Here is a 26,620-nt window from a genome sequence, read left to right as displayed (position 1 = left end):
AATGATATCTGAGATACTTTCCCATGTTCATTTCAGGCAGGGTAATTAATTGGTGATGGTGATTGGTGATTGGTGATTGGTCATTGGTCAGAGACTATAGATAACTCTTCCCCTGTTCCCTGTCACCTGTCACCTGTCAACTATTCCCTGTTCCCTATTACCAAAATTTAGACGTATTTTTTAAAAGCCAGAGTGACATTATGACCACCAAATCCAAAGGAATTGGATAGTGCTACCTCTACTTTTTGAGGGCGGCTTAGGTGGGGGACATAATCTAGGTCACATCCGGGATCGGGATTGTCGAGATGGATGGTGGGGGGAATGTGGTCATGAGCGATCGCGAGGACTGTAGCTACTGCTTCTATTCCTCCTGAGCCACCTAACAGATGCCCGGTCATGGATTTGGTGGAACTAATTGCTATTTTGTAGGCATCATCGCCCAAAGCTTTTTTAATTGCTGCTGTTTCTGTCACATCATTGGCTGGGGTGCTGGTTCCATGAGCATTGATGTAGCTGACCATTGCTGGTGTGAGTTCACCATCTTTAAGTGCCAGTTCCATTGCTCTAGCTGCACCTAAACCACCGGGGACTGGGGAGGTCATATGGTAAGCGTCACAGGTCATGCCATAGCCGACCATTTCTCCATAAATACGAGCGCCACGATTAAGGGCGTGTTCTAATTCTTCGAGAATTAAAATTCCTGAACCTTCACCCATAACAAAGCCATCTCGATCTTTGTCAAAGGGACGACAAGCATAATTGGGGTCGTTACGAGTTGACAGCGCTCTGGCTGCGGCAAATCCAGCTACAGACAATGGTGTCACAGCTGCCTCACAACCGCCACAAATCATGGCTTGGGCATATCCATTTTGAATTAGGCGAAAGGCATCCCCAATGGCGTTAGAACCAGCGGCACAAGCTGTAACTGAGCAGGAATTTGGCCCTTTAGCACCGGTATGGATGGCTGTTAATCCTGCTGCCATATTGGCGATCATCATTGGGATCATGAATGGACTACAGCGGTCTGGACCTCGATTGAGGTAGACTGTTTGCTGATCTTCCAACACTTTAATACCACCAATGCCTGAGCCGATCATGACACCTATATGTTCGGCATTGAGGTCATTGATAACTAATTTTGCGTCTGATATAGCCTGTTTAGCCGCTGCGATCGCAAATTGGGCAAACCGATCTGTGCGCTTGGCTTCTTTGCGCTCCATATAGTCATGTGGATCGAAGTTTTTGACTTCTCCCGCAATGCGACAATCATGTTTAGACGCATCAAAAGCAGTGATAAAATCAATGCCATTGCGTCCATTTAACAATCCTTCCCAATATTCAGTTGGTGTGTTACCAATAGGTGTAATCGCGCCAACACCAGTTATAACAACGCGTTTACGTTTATAGTCTGTCATGATTCAGTTAGAGGTGGCGAAAAAGCAGCAGGCAGAACAATCCAAAGTGCTAAGTTTTGAGTCCTGAGTGAATATATTGATATTGAGTGCTTCTCAAAGAAAAGCCCAGAGTCTTCTACATATTCAGGACTCAGAACTGTTTCAGGCAGATGCAGCAACGTGATTTTTGATGTAATTAACTACATCTTGCACGGTTAGGATCTTTTCGGCATCTTCATCAGGAATTTCGATCTCAAATTCTTCTTCCAAAGCCATGACCAATTCCACGATATCTAGGGAATCTGCCCCTAAATCATCTGTAAATGTGGCATTTGGTACGACTTTCTCCGCGTCAATTTCCAGTTGTTCGACGACGATTGACTGTACCCTTTCAAAAATATCTGCTTGGCTCATAGATAAAAGTCCTTAACCAGTTGCTATGATCTGCTCTTTACGAGAAACGTTTTTTGAGCATATATATCTTATCGGAAAGCGTGATCGCCCGTATACTTCTCAGGGTTTTTCCTATTTCCGGTTATCTATCCAGGAGTAAAAGACTCCTCTTTCTATTAAGTGGTATGTTTCAGATAGGGTATAAATTACTATCTAAAACCCCCTTGTTTCCTGTTACCCATTCCCTATTCTCTCTTTAAAATTATATGCTATCTCAAACGCTCAAATACGCTTACTACCCAGGTTGTGTGGCTCAAGGAGCCTGTCGGGAGCTTTATTTATCAACACAGGCACTTACCCAAAAACTCGGTATTGAACTTATTGAATTAAAAAAAGCTGCCTGCTGCGGGTCTGGTACGTTTAAAGAAGATTCCCAATTATTGGAAGATACGGTTAATGCCAGGAATATAGCTTTAGCAGAAGAATTAAATCTACCCCTTTTGACTCATTGCAGCACTTGTCAGGGTGTAATTGGTCATGTTGATGAACGTTTGAAAGAATGCCAGTCTACTAACCCCACTTATTTAAATCAAGTTAATGGGTTGTTGCAAAAAGAAGGTTGTTCACCTTATCGCGGTAGTACAGAAGTTAAACATCTACTTTACGCCTTAGTTACAGATTATGGTTTAGAGGAAATTAGCGATCGCGTCACCCGCAAATTATCTAACCTCAAATGTGCAGCTTTTTATGGCTGTTATCTCCTCCGCGCTCAAAAATCCATGCCCTATGATGACCCTTTCCAACCAGAAGCGATGGAAAATGTCTTTCGGGCAGTAGGTGCAACACCTGTATATTATCGTGGTCGCACTCAATGCTGTGGTTGGCCTTTATCTAGCTATGCCACTAATGAATCTTTCAAAATGGCAGGAATGCATATTCAAGACGCTTTAGAAAATGGTGCTGATTGTATTGTGACACCTTGTCCTTTGTGTCATCTTAATTTAGATTCTCGTCAACCAGAGGTAGAAAAAGTAATTGAGAAAAAATTAGGTTTACCTATTTTACATTTACCTCAATTAATTGCTTTGGCGTTAGGTGTGAGTCCGAAAGAATTGGGTTTAGAACGTCATATTGTTTCCACAAAACCAGTTTTGGAAAAATTGGGATTTTAACAGCTAAAAGCCTACGCTGCTAATATTCAAAACAACGGCTAAAGCTTGACTGATTCCTTGCATTGTCTTGTCAGTCAGGGTTCCCACTTGCCTGATCAGTCTTTGCTGGGAGACAGAACGTACCTGAAACGCATCTGCGGCTGACAATTTGCTCAATCTATTGTCTGTTGTAGGTTCAACTCTTACCATCCAGGGAACTTCAGTAAATGCGTCATTCCAGCCTGTAATTGGCACAACAACTTTCAAACGGAGAACCCCGATCTCATCATTGCTAACAATCACACAAGGGCGTGTTTTACCAATTTCATCCCCCATAGTGGGGTCAGCACTATAGAGCCAAATCTGACCTCTACGCATAGTCGTGATATTCTTGAAAGTCTTCATCACAAGTATCAACAAACTCAGTCAGTTCACTGCCTTCTGCATAGAAGGCTCGCATGACTTCAGCCGCAGCCGTTAAGCTGAGTTTTTCTGGTTTATCCATATCTTCTCGCACTAACCGCAAGGCAAATTCAATTACCTCCAGTCGTTCCACATTCGGCATTTGCTTGATTGCTTCTAAAACTTGAGTTTTTATCATATTTTTTAGAATCATTAGTTTTTCAGAAGAGGATGGCGAATTTAGTGCAATTTATCATTTATTCTTATTCTTACTAGTAATAACCCTTCTAAAACTAAAATCAATCTTTTTTCTCGTCCTACTCCTTGAATATCTATTTGTGCTTGAAGCCCAACTATAGTTTCATTTATCACTCTACCGTCCTAACCAATGTACCACCAACCGCATAGAAGGCATTAAACCCAATTCTTTCTGTCCAAAGTGCTACATCTGCTTGTTTGGTTCGTAGCCGCAGACTTGTTGTCAGTAAATCATCACCTATTTCATATTCGCCAGTCTCAACATTGATTGAGATAATTTTGCCGATATTTTCTGGTGTTTCTACTTGAGAACGAATGCTATTTTCATAGAGTTCTTTGCCACGTTTGTTATTAAGTAATTATATATAGGTAATATTCTATTCTTATACATAAGATAACCGTATAACTACCCCATTGAGGATGCATATCTAGAATTATTCCATATATTATCCTGGCTTAATAATCAATTGTGACACCAGGGGGTGCGGAATGTGTAATAAAAACGATCGCATTTATGCCCTTGTAATCAGTCAGGGAAACCCTACTTTATTTAGCAGTGCTTCCCAGAAACTATGTAGGATTGTTGAATGAACCGTTTACTTTTGTCCTAGTTGACGCTGCAATTGTTTGAGAGATTGATATATATCTGGCAAGCGACTATAAACAGCAGATACTTTGAGATATAGTTTGTGTGGCATTGCTGGACTACCAGAAACAATCTCCCCCGGTGCGACATTGTTGTGAATGCCGGCTTGAGCAGATGCGATCGCACCATCTCCAATTTTGACCTGATTGGCTATTCCTGACTGTCCGGCTAAAATTACCCTATTTCCCACCTTCACACCACCAGCCATACCTGCTTGACCTGCGATCGCACAACCAGAACCAATTTGACATCCATGTCCTATCTGCACTAAGTTGTCAATTTTGGTATTGCGTCCGATTCTAGTTTCCCCCACTGCGGGACGATCAACTGCACTGTTACAACCAATTTCTACCCCGTCTTCTAAAACTGTATAACCAGATTGTTCCATTTTCAACCAACCTGTGCGGGTGGGAACAAAGCCAAAGCCTTCTGCACCAATGACAGCACCGCTATGAATTACGCAATCTGCACCAATGATGGTACGTTCGTGAATGCTACAGTTAGCGTGTAGAGTTGTGCGATCGCCTATTTTCCCATCTGGATAAATTACCACATTGGGATGAATGATTGCACCATTGCCAATTTCCACACCTTGGGAAATCACCACATGAGCGCCAATATAAACATCATTACCGATTTTGGCAGTGGGGTGAATGACTGCGGTGGTGTGTATATCTGGATTGGGACGATATGGTTGATAAAAAAGAGCGATCGCTTTAGCAAATAATAAACGTGGTTCGGGAGTTGCTAACCATGCAATACCCTTTTCTGTAGCTTGGATTTGCAACTTTTCATCCAGAGGCAAAATTAAAGCACTAGCCTCTGTCGAATTGATTAAAGAGGCAAACTTTCCACCTTCCACATAGCTGATAGCACCCTTTTTAGCTTCATCAATAGCTGCTACTCCAGTAATTTCTGGGTTTTGGTTGGGCTGACTAGTAATACTGTGAGAAGTAACTGTGTCTGCTAATTGGCTGAGAATTTCACTAAATTTCATTATTGGATCATATATTTTCTTTTGCTTTTTATTTATCACATTTTGCTCAGTTACTGTACGTTCGCTCATTTTTAACCTGCCAATCCTAATGAAACCCTACAAGGCTTGTAATCCAGGTGATTAATCAAATGCCAGCAAAGTGCTATCATTTAGGTAATGACCCGGTAGTAAAGCATCATTAGCAAAGGAGGCAGTATGGCAACAATTACAATTCGCAATATATCTGATGAGTTGCTTAATCGCATTAAACGCTTGGCGGCACAAAAAGGGGTTTCGATGGAGCAAGAAGTCCGTGATTTGTTGCAAAAACGCTATGGACAACGGGATGAAGTGCTTGATCGTATTCGTCAACGGACGGAGACATTACCGATGGAAGCAGAAAGTCGGGTGCAGTCTTGGAAATCAGAAGGACGACCTTGATGGTAATTGATACGATGGTGTTTGCCTATACTCTCTTACACGTAGAGGACAGGTATGAACAGGCGATCGCTGCTTTAGAAAGTGTAGATCAGATTGTGGTGCCTGATTCGTTGTTTGCTGAGTTGGGCAATGTGATCTGGCAATGGATACAATTTAGACAACTACCATTGCAAATGGGATTAGATGCGATGCAAGATGCCGAGGCATTGGTTGATGTCATGATTTCCAGTTCTCAAATTCGAGATGTTGCTCTAAAACTAGCAGTCGAGGCAAGTCATTCGTTCTACGATACGTTATTCGTGGCAGCAGCAATTCAATCTGATATTCAGGTGCTGACTTATGATCGGAAACTGGCAGCTAAGTTTGGTGATAGGGTTCTATTACTGGAATAGGTTAGAAATTGCACACTTGACAAAAAAGGTAATAAGTGCATCAGGCGAATGCAGAAAAAACAAGCGATCGCTTGTCACCAATGCTATACGTTTGCTCATTTTTAACCTGCAAACCCTAATTAAAGCCTACAAGGCTGGTAATCCAGGGGATTCAGGTTTCCTTATAATGGGGGTCTGAATCTCACTGAATTCATTCTCAACTCCTGATAGCGCAACGAATCGCACAGCCATACTCCTTACTTCTGAACTCCTTCCATTCCCATTTCTCTACCAGCTAAGTAGGCAGTTGTCCAAGCACTTTGGAAGTTAAAGCCACCAGTGATACCATCAACATCCAATATTTCACCAGCAAAGTATAAACCCGGAACTAACTTACTTTCCATTGTTTTAAAGTTAACTTCTTTGAGGCTAACCCCACCACAGGTAACGAATTCTTCTTTAAAAGCACCTTTACCTGTAATTGCATATTCTCCCTGAGAAATTTCTTGGACTAGCTGATTTAAGGTTTTATTAGAAATACCTGACCAACGATCTTCTGTGGTTATATCTGCACGGCTGATCAGATATTGCCAGAGACGGTGAGGTAAGTCTACGCCACGATGGAGTGCGATCGCTTTTTTGCCCCATTCCTCTTTTACGTCTAACAGCTTTTGTCTAACTTCTTCTTGTTGTAAGTTTGGCAACCAATTAATGAATAATTTACATTGATAGCGGTTTTGATTGAGAATTCTTGCACCCCAAGCGGAAAGTTTGAGGACAGCCGGACCACTTAAACCCCAATGGGTAATTAACAAGGGGCCTGTTTGTTGTAATTGGTTTTTACCTGCAATTGATAACCGCAGATTTACAGGATTAACGCTAATTCCTGCTAATGCTCGCAATTTAGGGTCAGCAATATTGAAGGTAAATAAAGAAGGGACTGGGGGTTCGATGTGATGACCTAATTCTCTGGCGATTTTATAACCTATGATGCTGCTGCCTGTAGCTAAAAGCAAGCGATCGCAATATTTAGTTTCTCCTGACTTGAAAATAATTTCAAACCCTTCATTTTGTCGGTTCACAGAAATTACAGGTGTGCCAATACTCAGTTCTAACCCCGCAGTAAATGCCGCTTTAATCAGACATTCGGCTATAGTTTCGGAACGATCTGTAATCGGAAACATCCGCCCATCAGCTTCAGTTTTCAAATTTACACCATGAGCTACAAACCAGTCTACGGTGTCTAGGGGTTGAAAACGAGTGAAGGCACCCCGCAAGGCTTTTCCACCCCTGGGGTAATTGAGGACTAATTCTTCAGGATCAAAACAAGCGTGAGTGACATTACAGCGTCCCCCACCGGAAATTAGCACTTTCGCCAAAGGTTGACGACTGGCTTCAGTTAATGTAACTTTGGCTTGGGGATTAGCTTCAGCACAAGCGATCGCACCAAAAAATCCCGCAGCCCCACCACCAATAACTACAATTTGCAACGGTAATACCATTTTAGATTTTAAATTTTAGACTGTAAAAGACTTGCTACATCAGCTTTGCAGTTTTACCATCTTTTTATTTCTTCATGTCAAATTAATCAGATTTCTTCTTATTGATCCTTCCTTCAATCTCTATTTAACTAGTTCGTACATACTATTTTATATGCCTTTTAGTGAACTCCAAAAAATAAATTATCCTATTTAACCGCATCAAAACGACTTTTCCTCTCCCTGTCCTAAGGAACTTCCAAATAAAAAAATCCCCAATTTGTAGGGTGGGTTAGCGCAGCGTAACCCACCATTATCCCTAAATTTATGGTGGGTTACGGACTAACGTTCTCTAGCCTGCGTGGCGTAGCCATACCCACCCTACGATTTTTGGGTAATTTATTTTTTGGTGTTCCTTAAAAACCATGAGATATTGTTTTATTTGGCAGTCTCTTATTGGAAACAGGTTAAGTTTGTTTGCTAATTTGGTTTGCTTGGAACTAAATCCATGCTCATGTCGGTCTTGATATTCAAGAGGTTGTTGAAAATTTTAGTTTTCTAATTTGGTTTGCTTGGAACCAAATTCATCCTCATGTCAGTCTTGATTTTCAAGAGGTTGTTGAAAATTTTAGTTTTCTAATTTGGTTTGTTCAAAACCAAACCCTTCCTCATGTCCATCTTGATATTCATGAGTTTGTTGAAATAACAACTTTGCTTAAAAACTGTGAACTTAACATTTATGAATTACCAAAATCTAAAGAATACATCTCTCAAATTTGTACAAGTTTTTCTGGCTGCATCTGCGCTGATGACGGCTTCTTTCGGACCCGCCTTTGCTAACGAAAAAGTTAAAATTGTAGGCGCAAACTATGGTGGTAACGGTTGTCCTGAAGGATCTGCTAGTGTAAGCGTCAGTCCCGATGGCCAAGAGCTAAGTATTCTCTTTGATAAGTTTGTAGCTCTAGGGAATAAATCAGCGGAAGCACGTAAAAGCTGTAATTTGAGCATACCGATTAAAGTTCCCCAAGGCTTTCAAATTTCCTTCTACGATGCTGATTATCGGGGCTATGTTGCTCCCGCCACAACTGGGAGACTAAGAGCAGAGTACTTTTTTGCTGGTCAGCGTGGCCCTGTTTTTACTAGAACATTTAGAGGCGAAACTGATTACAACGTTCGAGATAAATTAGCAACTGTGGGTGATATCTGGTCAAGTTGTGGCGATAGTGTAAATATGCGTGTGAATGCTGCAATGATCGCCAGTGGTCAAGGTATGGCAACCGTTGACTCCTTTGATCTGACTCACCGTGGCTTGGTTTATCACATTAAATATCGAAGTTGCCGTAAATAATGCTGATTTTCCGCTTTTCAAAGTAGGGACTGTCAATCCTTATTTCCTTTCCTAACAGCTTATCATAAATCAGCTATCAGCCAATGACTATGCCACGTTACACAAACAGAGATAAAACCCTATTGTGGCATAGCTTTGTGATTAAATTTTTTTACCTTATTTACCTGGAATATGCTCTATCAAGACGCAGACGCAAACAAACGCAAAGTATTTAATTTAATAGATATCAAACACGCCACCATCTCCTTTGAAGAGAATTTAAAATCCCTAGTGCGATCGCACTTAAGAATAATAGCAAAATCACACCACCAGGAATAAAAGTCAGAATTCCCAAGCCTCTAAGTATCCAAATGGCTATTCCCATACCCAGAAGGATACCCAGTATTTGGGTTAATTTGCGATTTATGGAAGATTGATTCACTCTGTTTTCCTCTCAATTTCAGTTAAATTTACAGTTATACTCAAGATTAGTCATGAAAATGGTTAGATACTAGGAAAATTTTAACTAGGATTGCAAGTTAAGACATCAATCATGTTTGTGTCATTCTAGCTGTTATTCACTCAATTTTTGATTTACACGTCTGCTACTGAATGAAGTACTATAGTTTATACGAATGTTAAGTAATATTAAAATATATTTTTTTAGTCAGAATAAACTTAAATTAAATCGTTTCCAGAAAGTCTCCGAATTTAACTGTAATTAGAAGATAATTTCCAGTTTCACAGCTAGGTTTAGTCTGTTCATTGAGGAGTAATGAAAATAACTATGTCTGCGTTTAATATTTCAGACTCAAATATAAAAGGTTCAAATATGTTGTGGAGTCAAGACAAGCAAAAATTGCTGTTACAGGGTGAAATTTTGCTAGAAACGCGATCGCATACTACCTGGGGTGGTGCTGTCACCGCGTGGATGTATTTACCCTTAGTGCGCTCCAATGTATGGCAGCAACTTACTGACTACCCACGTTGGGTACAATATTTTCCTGATATCACTAAAAGCGAAATTACATCTAAAGGCGACGCAAAATTTCTGTATCAAGCAGCACAAAAAGCATTTTTATTTTTTACAGCCCAAGTTGAAATTTACCTGAACGTCGTTGAAGTCATAGGTCAACAAATTCAATTTAGGATGGAAAGAGGCAGTTTTGAAGACTTTCATGCCAATTTAGACCTAAAAGATTGGGGTAATGGCACATTGATAGCTTATTCAGTCCAAGCAACACCTCATATTCCCATCCCTTCCATTTTCATTCAACAAGCAATGAGTTTGGAATTACCTACAAATATGCGTAAAATGCGACAAGTGCTTTGTAATACTCAATAACAGCAATGTCAAAGGCAAAAGCTATTTTGGAATTTTGGTTTGGTCATCCTCATGAATCAGATTACGGTAAACCTCAACAATTTTGGTTTCACAAACAACCAGAGATTGACGAAGAAATCCGCACCCGGTTTTTTGAAGATTACCAAAAAGCAGCAACGGGATATTTAGACGATTGGATAAATACACCCGAAACCTGTCTAGCTTTGATCTTATTGCTAGATCAATTTTCCCGAAATATGTTTCGTGATACCCCAGAAGCCTTTGCAACTGACTGGGAAGCACTCTCAGCAGCACAACACGCAGTTGCACAAGGTTATGACCGAGAATTATTGCCTGTACAACGCTGGTTTATTTACTTACCCTTTGAACACAGTGAAAATCTAGCTCATCAGCGTCAATGTGTAAAGCTATTTCAGCAACTTAGTCACGATTCTGATAGTATTATTGCGATTGAATCTGCTTTTGAGCATATGAAAATAATTTCCCGTTTTGGGCGCTTTCCTCATCGTAACCACATTTTGGGACGTATATCTACCCCAGAGGAAGAAGAGTTTTTACAGCAGCCTGGTTCATCTTTTTAGTTGGTTTTGCAAATTAAGTAAGTGGGTAGGGTGATTGCTGAGTGTAAACCCACTCACTTTTTTAACAAGACCGGAAGTACTATAGCGTTTCCCAGTCTAATGAAGTACACACCAATTTATTCACTGTTCCCTGTTCCCTAAAACGAAAAAACTTTGTACCTCACGAGCATGGGAACGGCTATATTACGAATTACGAATTAATTTTACAGGCTCACTTGTAAACAATAATTCCTCTAATTCACCTTCAGTAAAGCTGTAGCCAAGATTAGCGGCAAAATTGACAATTTTGGCTTTATCCCAATGACAACTGTCAAAAAGTCCTATCTGACAGCAACTGTGATGGTATAACTCATAAAGAGTTGTCTCTGAGCTCAACATCTCATAAAAACTTTCAACTTGTTCTAAAGACATATACTCGAATATTTTATATTTTTCTACTACTCAAAAATACCTTGATTGAGAGTACATTCTAGTTAATTGTTTCGATAAGTAAAAAATTTTAATTTACCAAAAATATTAATAAACATCGGCCGAATTTAAATAGGCATCATCCAGAACCTTTGTAGAGACGTTCCATATATACTAAAAACGGGCTAAAAGTGTCATTCTGAACGAAGTGAAGAATCTCCGAGATACTTCGCTGCACTACGTTACGTATGGCTACGCTCCCGTTAGGAATACAGTATGACATAAGTCCAGATTTTACCCGTTTGCAGTATAACGTCTCTACTTTCTATATATCTAATACACGCGACTGTTGCAAGTAGCCGGGTTGATGAGTGAAACTAACTGGTGAATACCTCCACAGGTAAACGACTAAATGAAAGGCGTTCGTTCTGCACATCAACAAAAATGGTATCACCGTCGTTGAATTCACCCCGCAAAATGGCTTTAGCGATTTGGGTTTCTAACTCTCGCTGAATTGCCCGCTTTAATGGTCTTGCTCCGAAAACGGGATCATATCCTACTTCGGCTAAAAAGTCAAGAGCGGAATCGGATAATCGCAGGGACATTTTTCTGTCGCTCAATCTTTGTCTGAGCCTATCCACTTGTAACTGGACAATTTGCCGTAATTCCGATTTTTGTAAACTGTGGAAGATGATAAATTCATCAACTCGGTTGAGGAACTCAGGACGGAAGCTACCTCGCATTGCCTCCATAACACGATGACGCATTTCATCATAACGGGAGTCATCACCAGCCACATCTAGAATGTACTGCGAACCGATGTTACTAGTCATGATGATGATACAGTTTTTAAAGTCTACTGTTCGACCTTGGGCATCAGTGACGCGACCATCATCAAGAATTTGCAAGAAAATATTAAATACATCAGGGTGGGCTTTCTCGATTTCGTCGAACAGAATCACGGCGTAAGGACGACGACGAATCGCTTCTGTTAATTGTCCTCCTTCTTCGTAACCCACATATCCGGGAGGCGCACCAATTAACCGAGAAACGGTGTGTTTCTCCATATATTCTGACATATCAATCCGCACTAAAGATTCTTCGGTGTCGAACATATATGCAGCCAGGGCTTTGGCTAATTCGGTTTTACCTACACCAGTGGGACCGAGGAAAATAAAACTAGCAATGGGGCGGTTCGGGTCAGAAAGTCCAGCGCGAGAACGTTGAATTGCATCTGCTACTGCTGTGACGGCTTCAGCTTGGCCGACGACACGGTGATGAAGTTCATCTTCTAAATGTAGTAGTTTTTCTTTTTCCGATTCCACCAATTTGCTGATGGGAATTCCTGTCCATTTAGAAATAATTTCGGCAATATCAGATTCGGTGACTTCCTCCCGTAACAGAGATTTACCAGTTCCTTGGGTATTTGTGAGTTCGTTTTCTGCATCTTCTAATTGGCGATGTAAATTGGTTAAAGTCCCATATTTCAATTCGGCTGCGCGATTGAGGTCATAGTCTCGTTCGGCTTGCTGGATTTCTAGGTTAACTTTTTCAATCTCTTTTTTTACAGATTGAATTTTGTCGATAATGTCTTTTTCCGATTGCCATTGTGTACTCAAAGTTCTTTGTTCTTCTTTGAAATCGGCAATTTCTTTTTCGAGCCTTTCGAGACGTTCTCTAGAAGCAGCATCACTTTCTTTTTTGAGTGATAACCTTTCCATTTCCAACTGTAAAATCTTGCGATCGATTTCGTCAAGTTCTTCGGGTTTGGAGGTAATTTCCATTTTCAGCCTGGCTGCGGCTTCGTCTACTAGGTCGATGGCTTTGTCTGGTAAAAAGCGATCGCTAATATAACGACTCGATAACGTCGCAGCTGCAACCAAGGCACTATCAGAAATCTTTACCCCGTGGTGGTTTTCATACCGTTCTCTCAAACCGCGCAAAATCGAAACCGTATCTTCCACACTTGGTTGATCTACATAAACTTGTTGGAAGCGTCTTTCTAAAGCCGCATCTTTTTCGATATGTTTGCGATATTCATCTAAAGTTGTCGCCCCAATACAACGCAGTTCTCCCCGCGCTAACATTGGTTTTAACAAATTACCCGCATCCATAGCCCCTTGTGTTGCACCTGCACCAACAACGGTATGAATTTCATCAATAAACAAAACAATATTACCACCAGAATCGGTGACTTCTTTTAATACGGCTTTCAGGCGTTCTTCAAATTCACCTCTGAATTTTGCCCCCGCAATTAAAGCCCCCATATCTAAGCTAATTAATGTCCGATCTTTGAGAGATTGGGGAACATCACCAGCAACTATTCGCTGTGCTAATCCTTCAGCTATAGCCGTTTTACCTACACCAGGTTCACCGATTAATACAGGATTATTTTTAGTCCGACGGGAGAGAATTTGAATAGTGCGACGAATTTCGTCATCACGTCCAATGACTGGATCTAATTGACCTTTACGAGCAGCATCTGTTAAATCACGCCCATATTTTTCTAGTGATTGATATTTTCCTTCTGGACTTTGATCTGTCACTTTTTGACTCCCCCGAATTTGTTTAATAATATTTTTTAGTTTGTTTTCATCTAAACCAAATTCTTGGCATAGAGCTTTACCAAAGCGGTCATCTTTGGCGTAACCTAATAATATGTGTTCAACTGAAATATATTCGTCTTTAAATTCTTGACGATATTTTTCTGCCCGATCAAGTAGTGTATCTAAGCTGCGTCCTAAATATACAGAACTACTGCTACCTGATACTTTCGGTTGACGTAAAATAAATTGGTCGGTGCGATCGCGCACTTTTACCAGATTTGCACCTGCTTTAGTAAAAATAGCATTAGCTAATCCATCTTGTTCTAGCAGTGCTTTCATCAAGTGTTCGCTTTCAAGCTGCTGCTGTTGGTATTGCTTGGCGACATCGGGAGTATGAGCGATCGCTTCCCAGGCTTTTTCTGTAAATTGGTTTGGATTAGTGGGTTGCATAGATTTTGATATAAATTACTCCATATCCACAGAGCTTTGATTCCTTATAGAACTATTGTAAAAACAGGAAAGCTCTCACCTGGATCGGTCTTCACATCTTGATAAGGTAGTATTATCAGGACAGAAGTCAGGAAAAGCAAAAATTTCCACTTTCAAGCTTCTTAGCTTCTATAAGTTTTTTCAATAGGGATTTAACCAAAATAGGTATTTTCCTGCTTATTGAGAAAAATATCCTATCTATTCTCAATATTATTGAGATATATTATCAATAATATACGAGTTTTCGTCTTTTGGGCGATTGATATTGACCTATTGATTTCTTGTGTTATTATTAGTGTATACTCATGCAAGTGAGTGTGAAAATTTTAAAAGCAGCCAAATAGGATAATTACAGAAATACCTGAAAGCTTTTGGGTATTGCTGAACTAAAGTATGATTTTCGGTCTAGAGCCGAGAATCTCTACCCAGAGAACGTCTCTGCAAAGGTTTTGAGATCAAGTAAAATTATTTTTATACCTAAAATTCAGTAATGCCAATTTCTCGAAGCCAGAACTTACCATCTACATCATCCTTGATGCAGAAATTCGTCTAATTAGATACAATTTATTCAAATTAGGAGAGCCGAGGAGAATAAATTGGTCTTAACGAAAGGCTTTGAGATTGAGATGTATACTGGCACACCTCAAGGTGAAATCGTCGGACTCTCCGACCAAATCATCACAGATTTAGATGGGTTTATGCGGGAGCCAGATAGCCGCAACGTAGAATACATAACTAATCCATCCACTAATTATGAAAATCAATTATGTGGTTTGTTGCGTCCTCGACGGACATTGCGTAAATATTTGCAGGGTTTAGGCAATTACACCTTAATTCCAGGAAGTACCTTATCTTTGGGTGGGAGCGATCGCTTTTACCGTTCTGACCCCACCAACTCGTATCATGACTACATTGAGCAAACCTACGGTACAAAAGTAGTCACAGCCAGCGTACACATCAATGTTGGTATCAGTGACCCAGAAATTTTAATGCGTGCCTGTCGAATTATCCGGCTGGAAGCACCCCTATTATTAGCCCTCAGTGCCTCCTCACCTTTCCTCAATAGTCAAGCCACAGGCTATCATTCCACCCGTTGGGGACTCTTCCCCCAAACCCCCACACACGTACCTTTATTTGCCAGTCATGCCCATCATATCCAATGGGTAGAAGCACAACTAGCCGCCGGAACCATGCAAAATGTCCGGCATTTGTGGACATCAGTGCGGCCAAATGGCGATCGCCGCCCTTATGATCTAAATCGTCTAGAACTGCGAATTTGTGATTTAGTCACAGATCCCATTTCCTTATTAGCAATCACAGCTTTACTAGAAGCTCGATTGTTACAAATCATTGACAATCCCAGCATCGACCCCTTAACCCAAAGCAGTTTATCTCCTGAAGAACTGATCACTTTAACCGCTAAAAATGAAATGGCAGCAGCCACGGCTAGTCTTGATGCCCAATTGCAACATTGGCAAGATGGTAGTAATATTCTCGCCAGAGATTGGATTTCCGAGATATATCAAGACGTTTGGTCAATAGCTAAACAACAAGGCTTCAGTTGTTTCCTCTCCCCCTTACAAAAAATTCTCCGCGAAGGTAACGAAGCCCAACAGTGGTTACAGTTACACAAAGTTGGTTTTGATGCCCAGCGTGTCATTAAGCAAGCAATTGTCGCCACCCAAGAACGGGAACAGGAACTAGAAAACAAACTCTGTTCGTCTTTATTGACTTAGGTGACAGGGGGCAGGGTGCAGGGGGCAGGCTTGCCCTGAGCGTTCACGTAGTGTGTCGAAGACAAGTCGAAGGGGAGCAGGGAGAAAATTATTTATAATCTCTTCCCAATGACCAATGACCAATCCCCAAATCCTACTTTTTTCGTTTTAAAATTCTAATCTCTAGTTACAACTTCAGACCTATTAACAAAACCTATAGGTTGTCGATATCTGTCTTTCGGTAGATTTTCTAATTGCGATACAGTGTTCTATAGAATTCTTAACATTACGTGACCATGCCGCAGGTAGTCTTAGTTAACCCACAAATTCCTCCTAATACAGGCAATATTGCTCGTACTTGCGCCGCTACAGGCACAGAACTGCATTTAGTTGGGCCTTTAGGATTTGAAATTAGCGATCGCTACCTCAAAAGAGCAGGTTTAGATTACTGGCCTTACGTTAAGCTGCACCATCACGAATCTCTAGAAGCATTCAAAATCATTCATCAGCAGCGTGGAGGCAGATTGTTAGGCTTTAGCGTCAGAGGCAGCATCAACTATCTAAATTGTCAATTTCAAGCTGATGATTGGCTGTTATTTGGTAGTGAAACTACTGGTCTATCTGCAACCGTTCTCTCTCATTGTGACTCCATTCTCCACATACCCATGACCGAACCTGGAGTTCGCAGCTTAAATTTATCCGTAAGTGTAGCTATCAGTTTATTTGAATCTCGCCGCCAGTTAAATTTTTTACAATAAACAGCCATTTATTAAGTATTAAAACTGCTTTATCCTGCAATTAAGCAGCGGTTTAAATCCTTGGCGTATAGAAATATACGTAAACAATCAATCAAATTGACTAAAATTTAAAACACCTCTCAACCTCATATCAAAAAGTGTTAGCCAATCGGAGAGAACTAATATAAGAAATTTGTATATAAACTTTGATTCCAGGTCAATTGTCAATGATAGATTTTAGTGAATTCAAATTCTATTTGACAGAGGGACAAAATCATCAAAAACCTTAACAGGAGAGCATCTTGGCAATTTGTATTTTCAGACACAATCAAATACCCCAAAAGTTGCTGCGAGTTTGTACGGTTGTTTTTTAGGGAATAAACCGCGTAAAGTCTCGTGTTGATAAGACTGATTGGATAAAAAAACCTAGAAAATATCAACAGCAGGAACATCGTTTTTTCAGAAGTCACAGCAGAGCAAATGCTAACAGCGATCGTGGATTCAGCAAAGTCATCATTTTTGTCTAGTCCCCGCTTAACAAGCAACATCGGCACAGATAACTGTCAACAGCGAGCAGTCCTGAACTTTATGAAGAGTGGTAATAGACAAGTCAACACGAAAAATTTAAGGTTTACTCACAAGTATGAACTTGTCTAAATCAGAGAAGCAGGTTAATCTTGCGTAAGTATCTCTGGTGAATGTGATCTTGATATGTCGTTTAATGTGATCTAAATCATTGATTAGTATCCAACTGAAAAATCAAGGTCTATTGAACGCTAGTGATCATAGGAGGTCGTCTTTGAAACGAGCATTGAAAAAGAGAGTGAAGGCTGTGTTGAACAATACCCCCAACAGCGATGGTGTCCCGGTAGTGCAGTTAAATGAGACTAATCACAAACCAAACCGCCGAGCGGGAACCAAGGCCGCAATGATTGGCTTGGCAATCTCAATGGGCGCAACCAGCCTTTTGGTGACTCGACAAAGCGATCAAGCCCAAGCAGCGGCTCCTGTTGGCAGTCAAAAAGCAGCCTCAACAATTCCAGCTGTTTCTGACAATGAGATCAAATTTACAGCCACAAAGCTGGAGTCCCAAGCCGTCTCCTCAGCGAGCGTGCCTGAAAATCCTGTCATCTTGGAACCAACAGCAGTTTCGCAAGTGCCTGGGCTTGAAGCTAAATGGCCAGTTACAGCCAACGAAATGACTGTTCAAATTTCTGCGCTAGAAACCGACCAAAGTGCAGCCTACTTACAACCCCAAACGGGGCAGAGATTGAATAGCAATTCAGTTCAATCCAGATTACAAGCAGATCAATATCTGCCCGAAACAGGACAACAATTTACTCGAAATCAGAGCGTTGCTGGCAATCAAACCACAGATATCACTGTGGCAGCAGCAAACACAGTCAGTAATGACGTTAATGCACAACTGAAAGCGCAGCAAGAATTTGCTCTGAATCGTTTACAAGAAAAATCGAACCGTTTAAGAAATAGTCTGGCGGAGTTGCGGTCTGAGGAGACCCAAAACTTATCACAAGCTGGTATTGAGATAGCACAACCAACCACTGTAGCTGATAACACATTAGCAGCGCGGTCGGAAAATTTGAGAGATGCCCAACAAACCAGCCTGATATCAAAATTAAAACAGGAGAAACAAACAAGTGAGGCAGAGCAGAAGGTAACAAAACCTGCACTAGCCGCACCCAAAGTTATCGCCCAATCAGCTCTAAAAACCTACGAAGTTAAACCCGGAGATACATTAGCAGAAATTGCTAATAATTACGGTACTTCAGTCTCAGAACTAGTCCAAGCTAATAATCTAGAAGATCCTAATCAACTGCAAATCAGCCAACAACTGATTATTCCTGGTGCTAGAGCAGAGCGTAGCAGTTTCAACCAGGCAAGTGTACCAACTAGTCCTACTTTCGTCCAATCTGGAAGTAATACCACAGTTGCTAATTATCCTGTGAGCAAACCTAATTTAGAGGCTAATCTACCTCAGGTATCACAGTCATTAGTAGTTGGCAACAAGAGCAGTGTTACTATCCCAGTAGTTCAAGAAAATCAGCTGCGGGTAAATACTCCTGCTATCACCAGTAGAGTCTCTATACCTGTGCCAGTAGCTGAGGATAATCAGCTTCAGAACCCAGCAACTGAACTCAAAGCTGCTGCTGATGGTATTGGTGGCGATACTCCACTACCCTATAGTGTTGCTGAAGCGCGAACGGCTAAAAGACAGCCTCAAAAGGTAGTTAAGGCCAAGGGTAACGAGCGTCTCCGCAGCTTACAAGCTGAAATTGAGAGACTACGGGAAAAATATCGCGCCCAAGAGTCTGGAATAGTTATCTCCACAGTTGCTGAAGATGGTAATGCAGGAATTCCTATTTCTGTCGAAAATGCTAATGAATTCAAGCCTTTTAAGGTGAATTCACAATTGAATGCAGTAGCAATTCCAGTACCTAAACCAATTCTGCCCAGCTACAGCGGAAAACCTGTTCAGCCAGCATTCCGTGCTGCTCGTATCACTAACGAGCCAATTAACCCAGAATTCCTGCGAAATCAAACAGCTTTTGCTGGCAGTTCTTCTCGGAACTCAGGTGGTATTAGATTGGTAGTTCCTCCCGCAGGTACAACCAATACTGATTCGTTAGGTAAATTGCGAGGAAGTAGAGTATCTCCAGCCTTGCCTCCGTTGGCCGCAGTGGATATATACTTGCCAAGATCGGTTGACCAAAATTCTAATTCTTCAACATCAGCTTATATTTGGCCAGCAAAGGGCGTACTCACATCTGGCTATGGTCAGCGCTGGGGAAGAATGCACAGGGGTATTGATATTGCTAACTCTACTGGCACACCAATTTACGCCTCTGCTCCTGGTGTTGTTGAAAAAGCAGGCTGGAATAATGGTGGTTATGGCAATTTAGTCGAGATTCGCCATCCTGATGGCAGCAAGACTCGCTATGCTCACAACAGCCGGATTTTAGTACAAGCAGGTCAATCAGTAGAACAAGGGCAAACAATTGCTGCTATGGGTAGCACTGGTTTCAGCACTGGTCCCCACACCCACTTTGAAGTTCATCCAGCAGGTAAGGGTGCAGTGAACCCCATTGCTTTCATGCCTCCAAAGGATCGTTTGTAATACCTAACTGGTTTTAACTCAAGTATTGCCTTGTTTTTTGAGGGGGGATAAACTCCCTCTTTTATTTTTTTATTTTTAGGGATATTTTTTTAATTGGGAATTGCCACAGCTAAATTTGTATGCTATCTTAATAGAAGTTGATAAAACAACACGGCTCAGTAGCTCAGTTGGTTAGAGTACGGGACTCATAAGCCTGGGGTCGTCAGTTCAAATCTGACCTGAGCCATTTCCAAAATTTTATGATTGTTATTATTTGAGCCGATAGCCAGCATCTTGTGTCTATGCGGCTTTTGTCATTAATTTCTTGCCACTAAAATCTTCCATCGAGTGTAATACGCAGCACTAATCCTATCTAAGAAAATTTATAGATGTGCGGTAGTTTATTCTATATCTTTGAGTAGTGAAACTAGATCATGGTAACTTCTACTTGCTGGGTGGAGTAAAACCAAACTTTGTAAAAATCCAGTGATACCATTCTTGATGAGTAGTAATAAAATCTAATGCTGATTCCAAATCAATATCTAAATCTTTGTTATAAATACTGATAATTAAATCATAAATCAAGTCAAACAGAATTCTATCTTCTTTATTGAATAAAACAAAATTTCCGTTAGCACTATTTTCTAGTTGTTTTATTCTTTCCTTACCAACTTTACCAGTAATCTCTGGTTGACGTTCATCTCTAATTAAATCAAACTTACTTTGAGGATTATTAATAACTAATTCGTTGAAATTGGTAATACGAGTAGTAAAAGCAGTACCACTGATTTCTAGAAAAGCAATGATATGATGTTGATTTTCCTTTTCTACAACAATATGTTCTGGTAATACCCTTTTCCCTAAACGATACTGTGTTAATTTAAATGACTGAATGTGAGTTAAAGCTTCAGCAATGTTCTTCAACTTACCAATATCATCACCATCACTAATAATAGATGGATTATGATATTTTTGTGTCAACTCAGTTCTGTGTTCATTGAGATATTCAATTACAGGATTTGGAAGAATTGTAGTTTCACCGGATAAATAACTTGCTAATTTCTCGTGTAAGTTGCTTAAATCAACAGAATTAGGCGCTTGTATAGCTTGAATTAGTTGGCTTAAAACTTCTATTGATGTCTGTTGTTGTTGCTGTAAAAATTTTAATTGCTGTTCTATTTTCTCACTACTATCTAATTCACGAATTGGTTTTCTTTCATCTGGTAAAGGAATACCATTAACTCTATAGTCATAGTATTTACCAGCACGATTTAAAGCTGCCCGAATAGGTTTTTTAACTAAAATATCATCTAAATCTTCAGCAGAAAATAGCTGTTCTAAGGTAATATCTAAAGATTGCATTTTTACCTTAAGGATAGATTTAACTTCTGTTTCTGTGGGTTGACGTAAAGAAACTTGATGTTGAGATACTCTGCCAATAATAGACTGATCAAAAGTTGTTTGAAACTTTTCCCACCTGTCAGGAAATAAATTCAAGATAATTAAACTATTAGGAACATGAGTAAAAATTTCTTTAATAGCTTCCCCAAAGTTCAACAAAATTTCTTGGTTATGAGGAAGTCCTAAACCTTCTAATTGATCAAAAATAATAATTAAAGGTTCATCGAGAGTAGATAATTTACCTAAAACTGAAATAGCTTCTAAAGAAAAAGCTTCTTTACTAATTTCTTCTCCCCAATTTGGTAAACCAATTGTTTCTGCTTCTTCATCAGTTAAAATATTTCCTGCTAACCAGCGAGTGGTTATATTTCTATATTTATAATCTGTATAGCTGCAATATTTAACCATTCCTTTAATAATAGATAGGGCAAAACCTCCCGCAGCATAATTACTCATCCACCATTCATTAATGGTCTTTTCTATGTATTGCCAATATCCTCGTTTATGTTGAGTATTTTCTTTACCCAGAGCATTAAGATTATTATCTTCTAAATCATATAAAGCTTTTAAAATGTCTATATCTTTTTGTTTAACTTCTCTATCATTAAGACTAATTATTTTCCGAAAAGTGTTAATAATTAAAGAATCTAGTTGAGGTAAATTTCCGGCTTTTTCAACTAGGGATTCTAAAATCCTACTATAGATATGATAAAGTACAGATTGAGCATTATTAGGTTGACGAATAAACAGTAATCTATTTCTGGATAATCTCTCATTAGCAAGTCGCATCATTAAATGAGTTTTACCAGTACCTGGTTCTCCAATTACAATAGCACCCTTACTCTGATGATTAGAATCTGATTTGATGCTGTTTAAAGCAGTTTGTAAAATCTGGAATTCTCGATGATAGGTATCAAAATAATCTGGATGATGCTGAAAAGGAGTATCAACTCGACTGCTACTAAACGGATTGGGTTGTGGTTTGAGATTTTCTAACATAATTTTTCTATAAAGATGATAAGTAAATGTGGCATCATAACGAGCGGTATGTGCCATATTAGGAAGAAAATATTGATTATTAGCTCGAAGATTAAAATATTTGCTTAGATATTCTAAAGAATAACTTTCTAAATCAGGAAAACAGTCTTTAGCCAGAAGCCAGGTACAATCAAATTGTAAATTTTGCCAAGGTAAACCAACTTGTCTAAAACTACGCTTGAGGATATCAATATCATGTTCTGCATAGTGACAGATGATTTTTTTATCTTGAACAATAGTCAGAAATTCTGTTAGTAAAGTTTTGAGACTTTTGAGATTTAAAACATTTTGAAATCCATGAGAATTACCATCACAAAAACCTTCATAAATTACCATACCTTGACTATCAACAATAGCTAATTCACTTAAATGTGGGTTGCCTTCGGTATCTAAAACAACAAAGTCCATAATGATTTAATTATAAGTAGATTAACGTAAATCTTGTCATAATTAGATCATAAACTATCAAAGAGAAAATAGGCAATTTTACAGCCCATACTCCCGCATTCCTCTCTGTGCCTCCGCGCCTCTGCGTGATAAAATCATTTAAAATGCCGAATCACCTCAGCCACAGACCAAGCTTGAGCGATCGCACCTCTGGATATATGCGGTGCATCACCATCAAAAATTTCCGAGATTGAACCCAAACAACCATCATCAAGAAAGTGTTTAATTAACGGTTCCCAGTCAAAAGGTAAAGTTTCCTGTGGGTAAAAACGTTCCCAAGCTCGGATATATGCACCAATTAACCAACACCAAACAGTACCTTGATGATAAGAGCGATCGCGCTTTTCTGAATTTCCCTCATATATGCCTACATATTCTGGATCACCAGGATCAAGACTTCGCAAACCATAAGGAGTCAACAATCGAGAAGTAGCCAAATCTACAACTTGACGACCTTGTTGTTGAGAAAAACCGCAATGGTGCAAAGATAAAGCCAAAACAGCATTAGGGCGAATTTGCGAGTTCCGTCCATCATCTGGATCAATGAAATCGTAAAAATAGCCTAACTGCGGATTCCAGAACTTTTGCAACGAAACTTTTACCTGTTCTGCTTGCTGTCCATAGCGTTGCGCTTGATGAGTTAAACGCACAGAATTTTCTATATCTATTTGGCTCAAACGTTCGGCCCACTGACTCAACCAACATAAAGCGGAATACCAGAGAGCATTGATTTCTACAGCTTTACCGCGACGGGGTGTAACAGGTAATCCCCCCACTACCGCATCCATCCAAGTCAAAGCTACACCATTAGCATCCCAACAAATTAACCCGTCAGTGGCATCAAGTTGAATATTGTAGCGAGTACCACCAACAAAGGCTTTGTGAATTTGCTGCACTACTGGAAATTGCTCTACTAAAAACTGCCAATCTTGAGTAGCTTCTAAATAAAGTCCTAAAGTTTCAATCCACCACAATGCGGCATCAATACTGTTATAAAACGGTTCGCTATCAACATCAGGAAAGGCATTGGGAATCAGTCCATGACGACAGTAACGTCCAAAAGTTTTTAATAGTCCTTTAGCTAAATCAAAGCGCTGTGTAACCAGTGTCAATCCTGGTAAAGCAATTAAAGTATCTCGTCCCCAATCATTAAACCAGTGATATCCAGCAATTACTGTCGGACCCGCGATGGAAGCACGATAGACAATAAATTGGTCACTAGCTTGAAGTAGTTTTTGCCGAATAGGTGATTGGTGACTAGAGAATGAGTAATTTTTCCCCCTGCCCCCTGCTTCCTGCCCCCTGCCCCCTGCACCCTGCCCCCCTGCTTCTTCTAGTCTCCATCCAAAAATTTGCGAAAGTCTCTCTTGTTCTGCCTCCACGGCTTCTGCAAAGCTGTCAGGAGAGAGAATAGGTTGTTGGGGGTCGGGTAAACCTAATTTTGCTTCTAGGGTGAGAATATCTCCTGGTTGAAGATTAACTGTTAAATAACCGGGACTATAGAGGTCTTCGCGATCGCATAAACCCCGTTTTTTTTCTTCTGGTAAACCATAATTCCAGTACCAAACTCCATTGGCTTGATACTCTCCTTGTGTCCAGCGTAGATACCAAGGTGTGCCAAATTGCCCGAAATTGTTCGCTTGTAGACAAACTAGCTGTGGACTAACCAATTGGGAAAACTGTAATTTCTCGCTTTCACTTTGCTGCTGATGAAAATCGCGATCGCCTATTAACAGTCTTAACCTTAAAATCCCCGCGTCTTTACCCTCATACCGATATTGAATGAAAATGTTCTGAGCATTGATATTTGGTAATTTATTCTCCCTACCGCCCCATCTCCCCATCTCCCCACACGGCATCACCAACTGTCTAGTTAACTGCCAGTTTTCCTCACTCCAAACCCATTTAGGAACTGGGTTAACATCGAAATAGCGCAGCATCTTATAGCCTGTCGGCTCAATTTTTTGACCACTGTCCCAAAAATTTGTCCCCAGTGCTATCTCTTTACCTGGGATTTCTAAACTGGCTTCTAAATGGGAAAACAGTAATTTGCGCCCAGAAGGTGGATTTGTTGCAGCAAATAGCCAACCATGATAAGTCCGTGTATGTACATCCGAAACTGTACCACTAGCAAAACCACCCAAGCCATTGGTTAGTAACCATTCTCTAGTATCTAAATCAGTCATTGGTTACTCAAAATCGTTATGAGTATGATATAGTTGTAACAGATCGTAATTAAACTGTGACAAGCTTAGATGGGTGAGTTGTAACTTGCCTAAAGTCCCAAGCTAAGAAATGGATATAAGTTAAAGGAGAACCAGGTTAATGACGCTCACTTATGGAACAGTAGATTGCCTCCGCGTTGGTCAGCAGGCTCCCGACTTTGCAGCAACAGCAGTGCTAGACCAGGAATTTAAAACGATTAAACTTTCCGAGTATCGGGGTAAATATGTTGTTTTATTTTTCTACCCCTTAGACTTTACCTTTGTTTGCCCCACCGAAATTACAGCATTTAGCGATCGCTACGAAGAATTCAAGAAGCTTAACACAGAAGTTCTCGGTGTTTCCGTTGATAGCGAATTTTCCCACCTAGCTTGGATTCAAACAGATCGGAAAGCCGGTGGTGTTGGTGACTTAAATTATGCCCTAGTGTCCGACATCAAGAAAGAAATTAGCGCTGCTTACAATGTTCTCGACCCCTCAGCAGGTATTGCTTTGCGCGGTTTGTTCATCATTGATAAAGATGGTATCATTCAACACTCCACTGTTAACAATTTAGCTTTTGGTCGGAGTGTTGAAGAAACTCTACGTACATTACAAGCTATTCAACACGTTCAAACTAACCCGGATGAAGTTTGTCCTGCTGGTTGGCAACCTGGAGAAAAAACAATGGTTCCCGACCCAGTCAAGTCCAAAGTTTACTTCGCAGCAGTTTAGAGTTCCCCAGCGACAAAACTCCAGTTAATTGGAATAATAAGCGTAATAAATCATCACCACAAGTAAACACGGCTATATATTCAATCAGTTTCAATCACCGTGTTTGCTTGTGGTTTTTACGTGGAATAAGTAGATACGGAATTAACAATAAAGTTATTTTTAACACTAAATCATCTAAATTGCTTCACATTTACTTCATATTAGGCGCTGATAAAGACCAAAAATAATAAATTTTTAGTAAAAACACTGAAAATGACTTTTTAACTCAGTGTTTTTACTCTAATATCGAGCATAGTAATTTTTTTGACCAATTTAAAGTTAAGTTCAAGGAAAAATTGAGAATGAGAAATATAAGCTTGCTCAACAAAATGACAGTAGCCATTGCTGGAGTAGCTACTGTTGGAACAGTGGCTTTCGCCAGTGTAGATATGCCAGCAAATGCAGCTACATTTGTCGGATCTTATGCAGTTTATGATGGTCCATTGTGGCCAGACAACCCTCCCGTTTATTCTGCTCAAGAAGCTGCTGCTTTAATCTTTGGTGGAAGTCCCACAGATTACGCTATATCAATTTTTGCCGATAGCATTACAAATACTGCTTGGTATGATGGCTGGGGCGAACATAATGGTATGATTTTTGCTGAAGACTATAAACTAGACCTTGGAGCGCCTGGTTATAACGATCCAGCAGGGGAGGGGACAGCTCGTTCAGCATACGTTCGAGATGGTCTATTTGATACAAATAAGTATCGAAATTATGTATTTCAAGTCCAGGCAGTCCCTGAACCTTCAAGCCTTGGCATGACAGGAGCTGCTATAGCAGTAGGTCTGTTGATGATGAAGCGTAAATATAAGAGTTCTCTATCCGCATAACTTACATTATTAAGTTAATAATTCCTAAAGTCTGGAAAGTGTTGGGTAAACGCAATCAGCTACTACACAAACGAAGTTAGCTCGCGCTAATTAACCAAAAATTAAAGCTTTATCTGTGTAGTTTAGCACCTGTATTGATATAGTTGAGAAGT

Annotated in this window: 22 protein-coding genes, 1 tRNA gene and 1 pseudogene; 12 read left to right on the top strand and 12 right to left on the bottom strand. The window is 40.1% G+C overall.

The genetic code is table 11. The annotated features are described in order from the left end of the window. Positions 1-167: 167 nt before the first annotated feature. Complete coding sequence (gene fabF / locus ACSQ6I_RS17475) at positions 168-1,415, bottom strand: beta-ketoacyl-ACP synthase II (RefSeq protein ID WP_438891566.1); 1,248 nt, start codon at positions 1,413-1,415, stop codon at positions 168-170. A gap of 141 nt (positions 1,416-1,556) precedes the next feature. Further along, entirely contained in the window at positions 1,557-1,808 is a 252-nt protein-coding gene (locus ACSQ6I_RS17470; protein ID WP_438891565.1) for an acyl carrier protein, read from the bottom strand. A gap of 245 nt (positions 1,809-2,053) precedes the next feature. On the opposite strand from ACSQ6I_RS17470, the gene ACSQ6I_RS17465 reads away from it, so the two are divergent. Continuing rightward, positions 2,054-2,959 (top strand): CoB--CoM heterodisulfide reductase iron-sulfur subunit B family protein, encoded by a 906-nt coding sequence (locus ACSQ6I_RS17465; protein WP_438891564.1) that lies wholly within the window; start codon positions 2,054-2,056, stop codon positions 2,957-2,959. A gap of 3 nt (positions 2,960-2,962) precedes the next feature. Here the strand turns inward: ACSQ6I_RS17465 and ACSQ6I_RS17460 are convergent, their stop codons facing one another. The 4 genes and pseudogenes from ACSQ6I_RS17460 to lpxD all read right to left on the bottom strand — a co-directional run bounded on the left by ACSQ6I_RS17460 (position 2,963) and on the right by lpxD (position 5,241). Beyond that, positions 2,963-3,316 (bottom strand): type II toxin-antitoxin system PemK/MazF family toxin, encoded by a 354-nt coding sequence (locus ACSQ6I_RS17460; RefSeq protein WP_438891563.1) that lies wholly within the window; start codon positions 3,314-3,316, stop codon positions 2,963-2,965. Continuing rightward, complete coding sequence (locus ACSQ6I_RS17455) at positions 3,309-3,554, bottom strand: hypothetical protein (RefSeq protein ID WP_438891562.1); 246 nt, start codon at positions 3,552-3,554, stop codon at positions 3,309-3,311. Before ACSQ6I_RS17455 ends, ACSQ6I_RS17460 begins: the two co-directional genes overlap by 8 nt. Before the next feature lie 154 nt (positions 3,555-3,708). Next, positions 3,709-3,945 (bottom strand): annotated as a pseudogene (locus ACSQ6I_RS17450) (hypothetical protein); the annotation flags it as partial. 249 nt (positions 3,946-4,194) lie between these two features. Continuing rightward, a complete protein-coding gene (gene lpxD, locus ACSQ6I_RS17445) occupies positions 4,195-5,241 on the bottom strand; it encodes a UDP-3-O-(3-hydroxymyristoyl)glucosamine N-acyltransferase (protein ID WP_438891790.1) in 1,047 nt (348 codons plus the stop codon). Positions 5,242-5,436: 195 nt separating this feature from the next. Here lpxD and ACSQ6I_RS17440 point away from each other — a divergent pair, with 195 nt between their 5' ends. Together ACSQ6I_RS17440 and ACSQ6I_RS17435 are read left to right on the top strand one after the other, a co-directional pair. Further along, complete coding sequence (locus ACSQ6I_RS17440; RefSeq protein ID WP_438891561.1) at positions 5,437-5,661, top strand: FitA-like ribbon-helix-helix domain-containing protein; 225 nt, start codon at positions 5,437-5,439, stop codon at positions 5,659-5,661. After that, the gene (locus ACSQ6I_RS17435) at positions 5,661-6,053 is read left to right on the top strand and encodes a type II toxin-antitoxin system VapC family toxin (protein WP_438891560.1); all 393 of its coding nucleotides are present in this window, start codon (positions 5,661-5,663) and stop codon (positions 6,051-6,053) included. The genes ACSQ6I_RS17440 and ACSQ6I_RS17435 overlap by 1 nt, the downstream gene beginning before the upstream one ends. 236 nt (positions 6,054-6,289) lie before the next feature. Here the strand turns inward: ACSQ6I_RS17435 and ACSQ6I_RS17430 are convergent, their stop codons facing one another. Next, positions 6,290-7,534 carry an NAD(P)/FAD-dependent oxidoreductase gene (locus ACSQ6I_RS17430; RefSeq protein WP_438891559.1) on the bottom strand — a complete coding sequence of 415 codons (1,245 nt, stop codon included), beginning with the start codon at positions 7,532-7,534 and terminating at the stop codon, positions 6,290-6,292. 715 nt (positions 7,535-8,249) lie between these two features. Between ACSQ6I_RS17430 and ACSQ6I_RS17425 the strand changes: the two genes are divergently transcribed. After that, positions 8,250-8,858 carry a DUF4360 domain-containing protein gene (locus tag ACSQ6I_RS17425; protein ID WP_438891558.1) on the top strand — a complete coding sequence of 203 codons (609 nt, stop codon included), beginning with the start codon at positions 8,250-8,252 and terminating at the stop codon, positions 8,856-8,858. A gap of 226 nt (positions 8,859-9,084) precedes the next feature. Here ACSQ6I_RS17425 and ACSQ6I_RS17420 read toward each other — a convergent pair whose 3' ends face one another. After that, entirely contained in the window at positions 9,085-9,279 is a 195-nt protein-coding gene (locus ACSQ6I_RS17420; RefSeq protein WP_438891557.1) for a hypothetical protein, read from the bottom strand. Between the two features lie 345 nt (positions 9,280-9,624). Between ACSQ6I_RS17420 and ACSQ6I_RS17415 the strand changes: the two genes are divergently transcribed. Together ACSQ6I_RS17415 and ACSQ6I_RS17410 are read left to right on the top strand one after the other, a co-directional pair. After that, positions 9,625-10,182, top strand: coding sequence for an SRPBCC family protein (locus ACSQ6I_RS17415; protein ID WP_438891556.1), 558 nt, complete (start codon positions 9,625-9,627; stop codon positions 10,180-10,182). Between the two features lie 5 nt (positions 10,183-10,187). Then, a complete protein-coding gene (locus ACSQ6I_RS17410) occupies positions 10,188-10,763 on the top strand; it encodes a DUF924 family protein (protein WP_438891555.1) in 576 nt (191 codons plus the stop codon). 183 nt (positions 10,764-10,946) lie between these two features. Here ACSQ6I_RS17410 and ACSQ6I_RS17405 read toward each other — a convergent pair whose 3' ends face one another. Then, a complete protein-coding gene (locus ACSQ6I_RS17405; protein WP_438891554.1) occupies positions 10,947-11,174 on the bottom strand; it encodes a Nif11-like leader peptide family natural product precursor in 228 nt (75 codons plus the stop codon). A gap of 374 nt (positions 11,175-11,548) precedes the next feature. After that, positions 11,549-14,167: an ATP-dependent chaperone ClpB gene (clpB, locus tag ACSQ6I_RS17400; RefSeq protein ID WP_438891553.1), complete on the bottom strand. Its 2,619-nt coding sequence runs from the start codon at positions 14,165-14,167 to the stop codon at positions 11,549-11,551. 635 nt (positions 14,168-14,802) lie between these two features. Between clpB and gshA the strand changes: the two genes are divergently transcribed. The 4 genes from gshA to ACSQ6I_RS17380 all read left to right on the top strand — a co-directional run bounded on the left by gshA (position 14,803) and on the right by ACSQ6I_RS17380 (position 20,020). Beyond that, positions 14,803-15,942, top strand: coding sequence for a glutamate--cysteine ligase (gene gshA, locus ACSQ6I_RS17395; protein ID WP_438891552.1), 1,140 nt, complete (start codon positions 14,803-14,805; stop codon positions 15,940-15,942). A gap of 275 nt (positions 15,943-16,217) precedes the next feature. Beyond that, positions 16,218-16,679 carry a tRNA (cytidine(34)-2'-O)-methyltransferase gene (locus ACSQ6I_RS17390; RefSeq protein WP_438891789.1) on the top strand — a complete coding sequence of 154 codons (462 nt, stop codon included), beginning with the start codon at positions 16,218-16,220 and terminating at the stop codon, positions 16,677-16,679. Positions 16,680-17,457: 778 nt separating this feature from the next. Next, positions 17,458-19,794, top strand: a complete 2,337-nt coding sequence (locus ACSQ6I_RS17385; RefSeq protein ID WP_438891551.1) for a peptidoglycan DD-metalloendopeptidase family protein — start codon at positions 17,458-17,460, stop codon at positions 19,792-19,794. Positions 19,795-19,946: 152 nt separating this feature from the next. Continuing rightward, positions 19,947-20,020 (top strand) — tRNA-Met (locus ACSQ6I_RS17380). Between the two features lie 197 nt (positions 20,021-20,217). Here ACSQ6I_RS17380 and ACSQ6I_RS17375 read toward each other — a convergent pair. Next, a complete protein-coding gene (locus ACSQ6I_RS17375) occupies positions 20,218-22,620 on the bottom strand; it encodes an exonuclease domain-containing protein (protein WP_438891550.1) in 2,403 nt (800 codons plus the stop codon). Positions 22,621-22,754: 134 nt separating this feature from the next. Further along, on the bottom strand, positions 22,755-24,845 hold the full coding sequence (locus tag ACSQ6I_RS17370; RefSeq protein WP_438891549.1) for an amylo-alpha-1,6-glucosidase: 2,091 nt from the start codon (positions 24,843-24,845) through the stop codon (positions 22,755-22,757). Between the two features lie 139 nt (positions 24,846-24,984). On the opposite strand from ACSQ6I_RS17370, the gene ACSQ6I_RS17365 reads away from it, so the two are divergent. Together ACSQ6I_RS17365 and ACSQ6I_RS17360 are read left to right on the top strand one after the other, a co-directional pair. Beyond that, positions 24,985-25,596 carry a peroxiredoxin gene (locus tag ACSQ6I_RS17365; protein ID WP_438891548.1) on the top strand — a complete coding sequence of 204 codons (612 nt, stop codon included), beginning with the start codon at positions 24,985-24,987 and terminating at the stop codon, positions 25,594-25,596. A 341-nt stretch (positions 25,597-25,937) separates the two neighbouring features. Next, positions 25,938-26,468 carry a PEP-CTERM sorting domain-containing protein gene (locus tag ACSQ6I_RS17360; RefSeq protein ID WP_438891547.1) on the top strand — a complete coding sequence of 177 codons (531 nt, stop codon included), beginning with the start codon at positions 25,938-25,940 and terminating at the stop codon, positions 26,466-26,468. The last annotated feature ends 152 nt before the right edge of the window (positions 26,469-26,620 follow it).

The organism is Anabaena sp. WFMT (assembly GCF_051781005.1).
Taxonomy (GTDB): Bacteria; Cyanobacteriota; Cyanobacteriia; order Cyanobacteriales; family Nostocaceae; genus Anabaena.
Note: the sequence above shows the minus strand (reverse complement) of the source record. Positions and strands in the feature narration are given on the sequence as shown.

What these genes read in the sequence shown, in the direction of transcription:
- ACSQ6I_RS17435 (WP_438891560.1), top strand. Translation starts at nt 5,661, where the DNA reads ATGGTAATTGATACGATGGTGTTTGCCTATACTCTCTTACACGTAGAG.
- fabF (WP_438891566.1), bottom strand. Translation starts at nt 1,415, where the DNA reads ATGACAGACTATAAACGTAAACGCGTTGTTATAACTGGTGTTGGCGCG.
- ACSQ6I_RS17440 (WP_438891561.1), top strand. Translation starts at nt 5,437, where the DNA reads ATGGCAACAATTACAATTCGCAATATATCTGATGAGTTGCTTAATCGC.
- ACSQ6I_RS17460 (WP_438891563.1), bottom strand. Translation starts at nt 3,316, where the DNA reads ATGCGTAGAGGTCAGATTTGGCTCTATAGTGCTGACCCCACTATGGGG.
- ACSQ6I_RS17470 (WP_438891565.1), bottom strand. Translation starts at nt 1,808, where the DNA reads ATGAGCCAAGCAGATATTTTTGAAAGGGTACAGTCAATCGTCGTCGAA.
- ACSQ6I_RS17360 (WP_438891547.1), top strand. Translation starts at nt 25,938, where the DNA reads ATGAGAAATATAAGCTTGCTCAACAAAATGACAGTAGCCATTGCTGGA.
- lpxD (WP_438891790.1), bottom strand. Translation starts at nt 5,241, where the DNA reads ATGAAATTTAGTGAAATTCTCAGCCAATTAGCAGACACAGTTACTTCT.
- clpB (WP_438891553.1), bottom strand. Translation starts at nt 14,167, where the DNA reads ATGCAACCCACTAATCCAAACCAATTTACAGAAAAAGCCTGGGAAGCG.
- ACSQ6I_RS17430 (WP_438891559.1), bottom strand. Translation starts at nt 7,534, where the DNA reads ATGGTATTACCGTTGCAAATTGTAGTTATTGGTGGTGGGGCTGCGGGA.
- ACSQ6I_RS17405 (WP_438891554.1), bottom strand. Translation starts at nt 11,174, where the DNA reads ATGTCTTTAGAACAAGTTGAAAGTTTTTATGAGATGTTGAGCTCAGAG.
- ACSQ6I_RS17415 (WP_438891556.1), top strand. Translation starts at nt 9,625, where the DNA reads ATGTCTGCGTTTAATATTTCAGACTCAAATATAAAAGGTTCAAATATG.
- ACSQ6I_RS17365 (WP_438891548.1), top strand. Translation starts at nt 24,985, where the DNA reads ATGACGCTCACTTATGGAACAGTAGATTGCCTCCGCGTTGGTCAGCAG.
- ACSQ6I_RS17465 (WP_438891564.1), top strand. Translation starts at nt 2,054, where the DNA reads ATGCTATCTCAAACGCTCAAATACGCTTACTACCCAGGTTGTGTGGCT.
- ACSQ6I_RS17410 (WP_438891555.1), top strand. Translation starts at nt 10,188, where the DNA reads ATGTCAAAGGCAAAAGCTATTTTGGAATTTTGGTTTGGTCATCCTCAT.
- ACSQ6I_RS17425 (WP_438891558.1), top strand. Translation starts at nt 8,250, where the DNA reads ATGAATTACCAAAATCTAAAGAATACATCTCTCAAATTTGTACAAGTT.
- ACSQ6I_RS17375 (WP_438891550.1), bottom strand. Translation starts at nt 22,620, where the DNA reads ATGGACTTTGTTGTTTTAGATACCGAAGGCAACCCACATTTAAGTGAA.
- ACSQ6I_RS17390 (WP_438891789.1), top strand. Translation starts at nt 16,218, where the DNA reads ATGCCGCAGGTAGTCTTAGTTAACCCACAAATTCCTCCTAATACAGGC.
- ACSQ6I_RS17455 (WP_438891562.1), bottom strand. Translation starts at nt 3,554, where the DNA reads ATGATTCTAAAAAATATGATAAAAACTCAAGTTTTAGAAGCAATCAAG.
- ACSQ6I_RS17370 (WP_438891549.1), bottom strand. Translation starts at nt 24,845, where the DNA reads ATGACTGATTTAGATACTAGAGAATGGTTACTAACCAATGGCTTGGGT.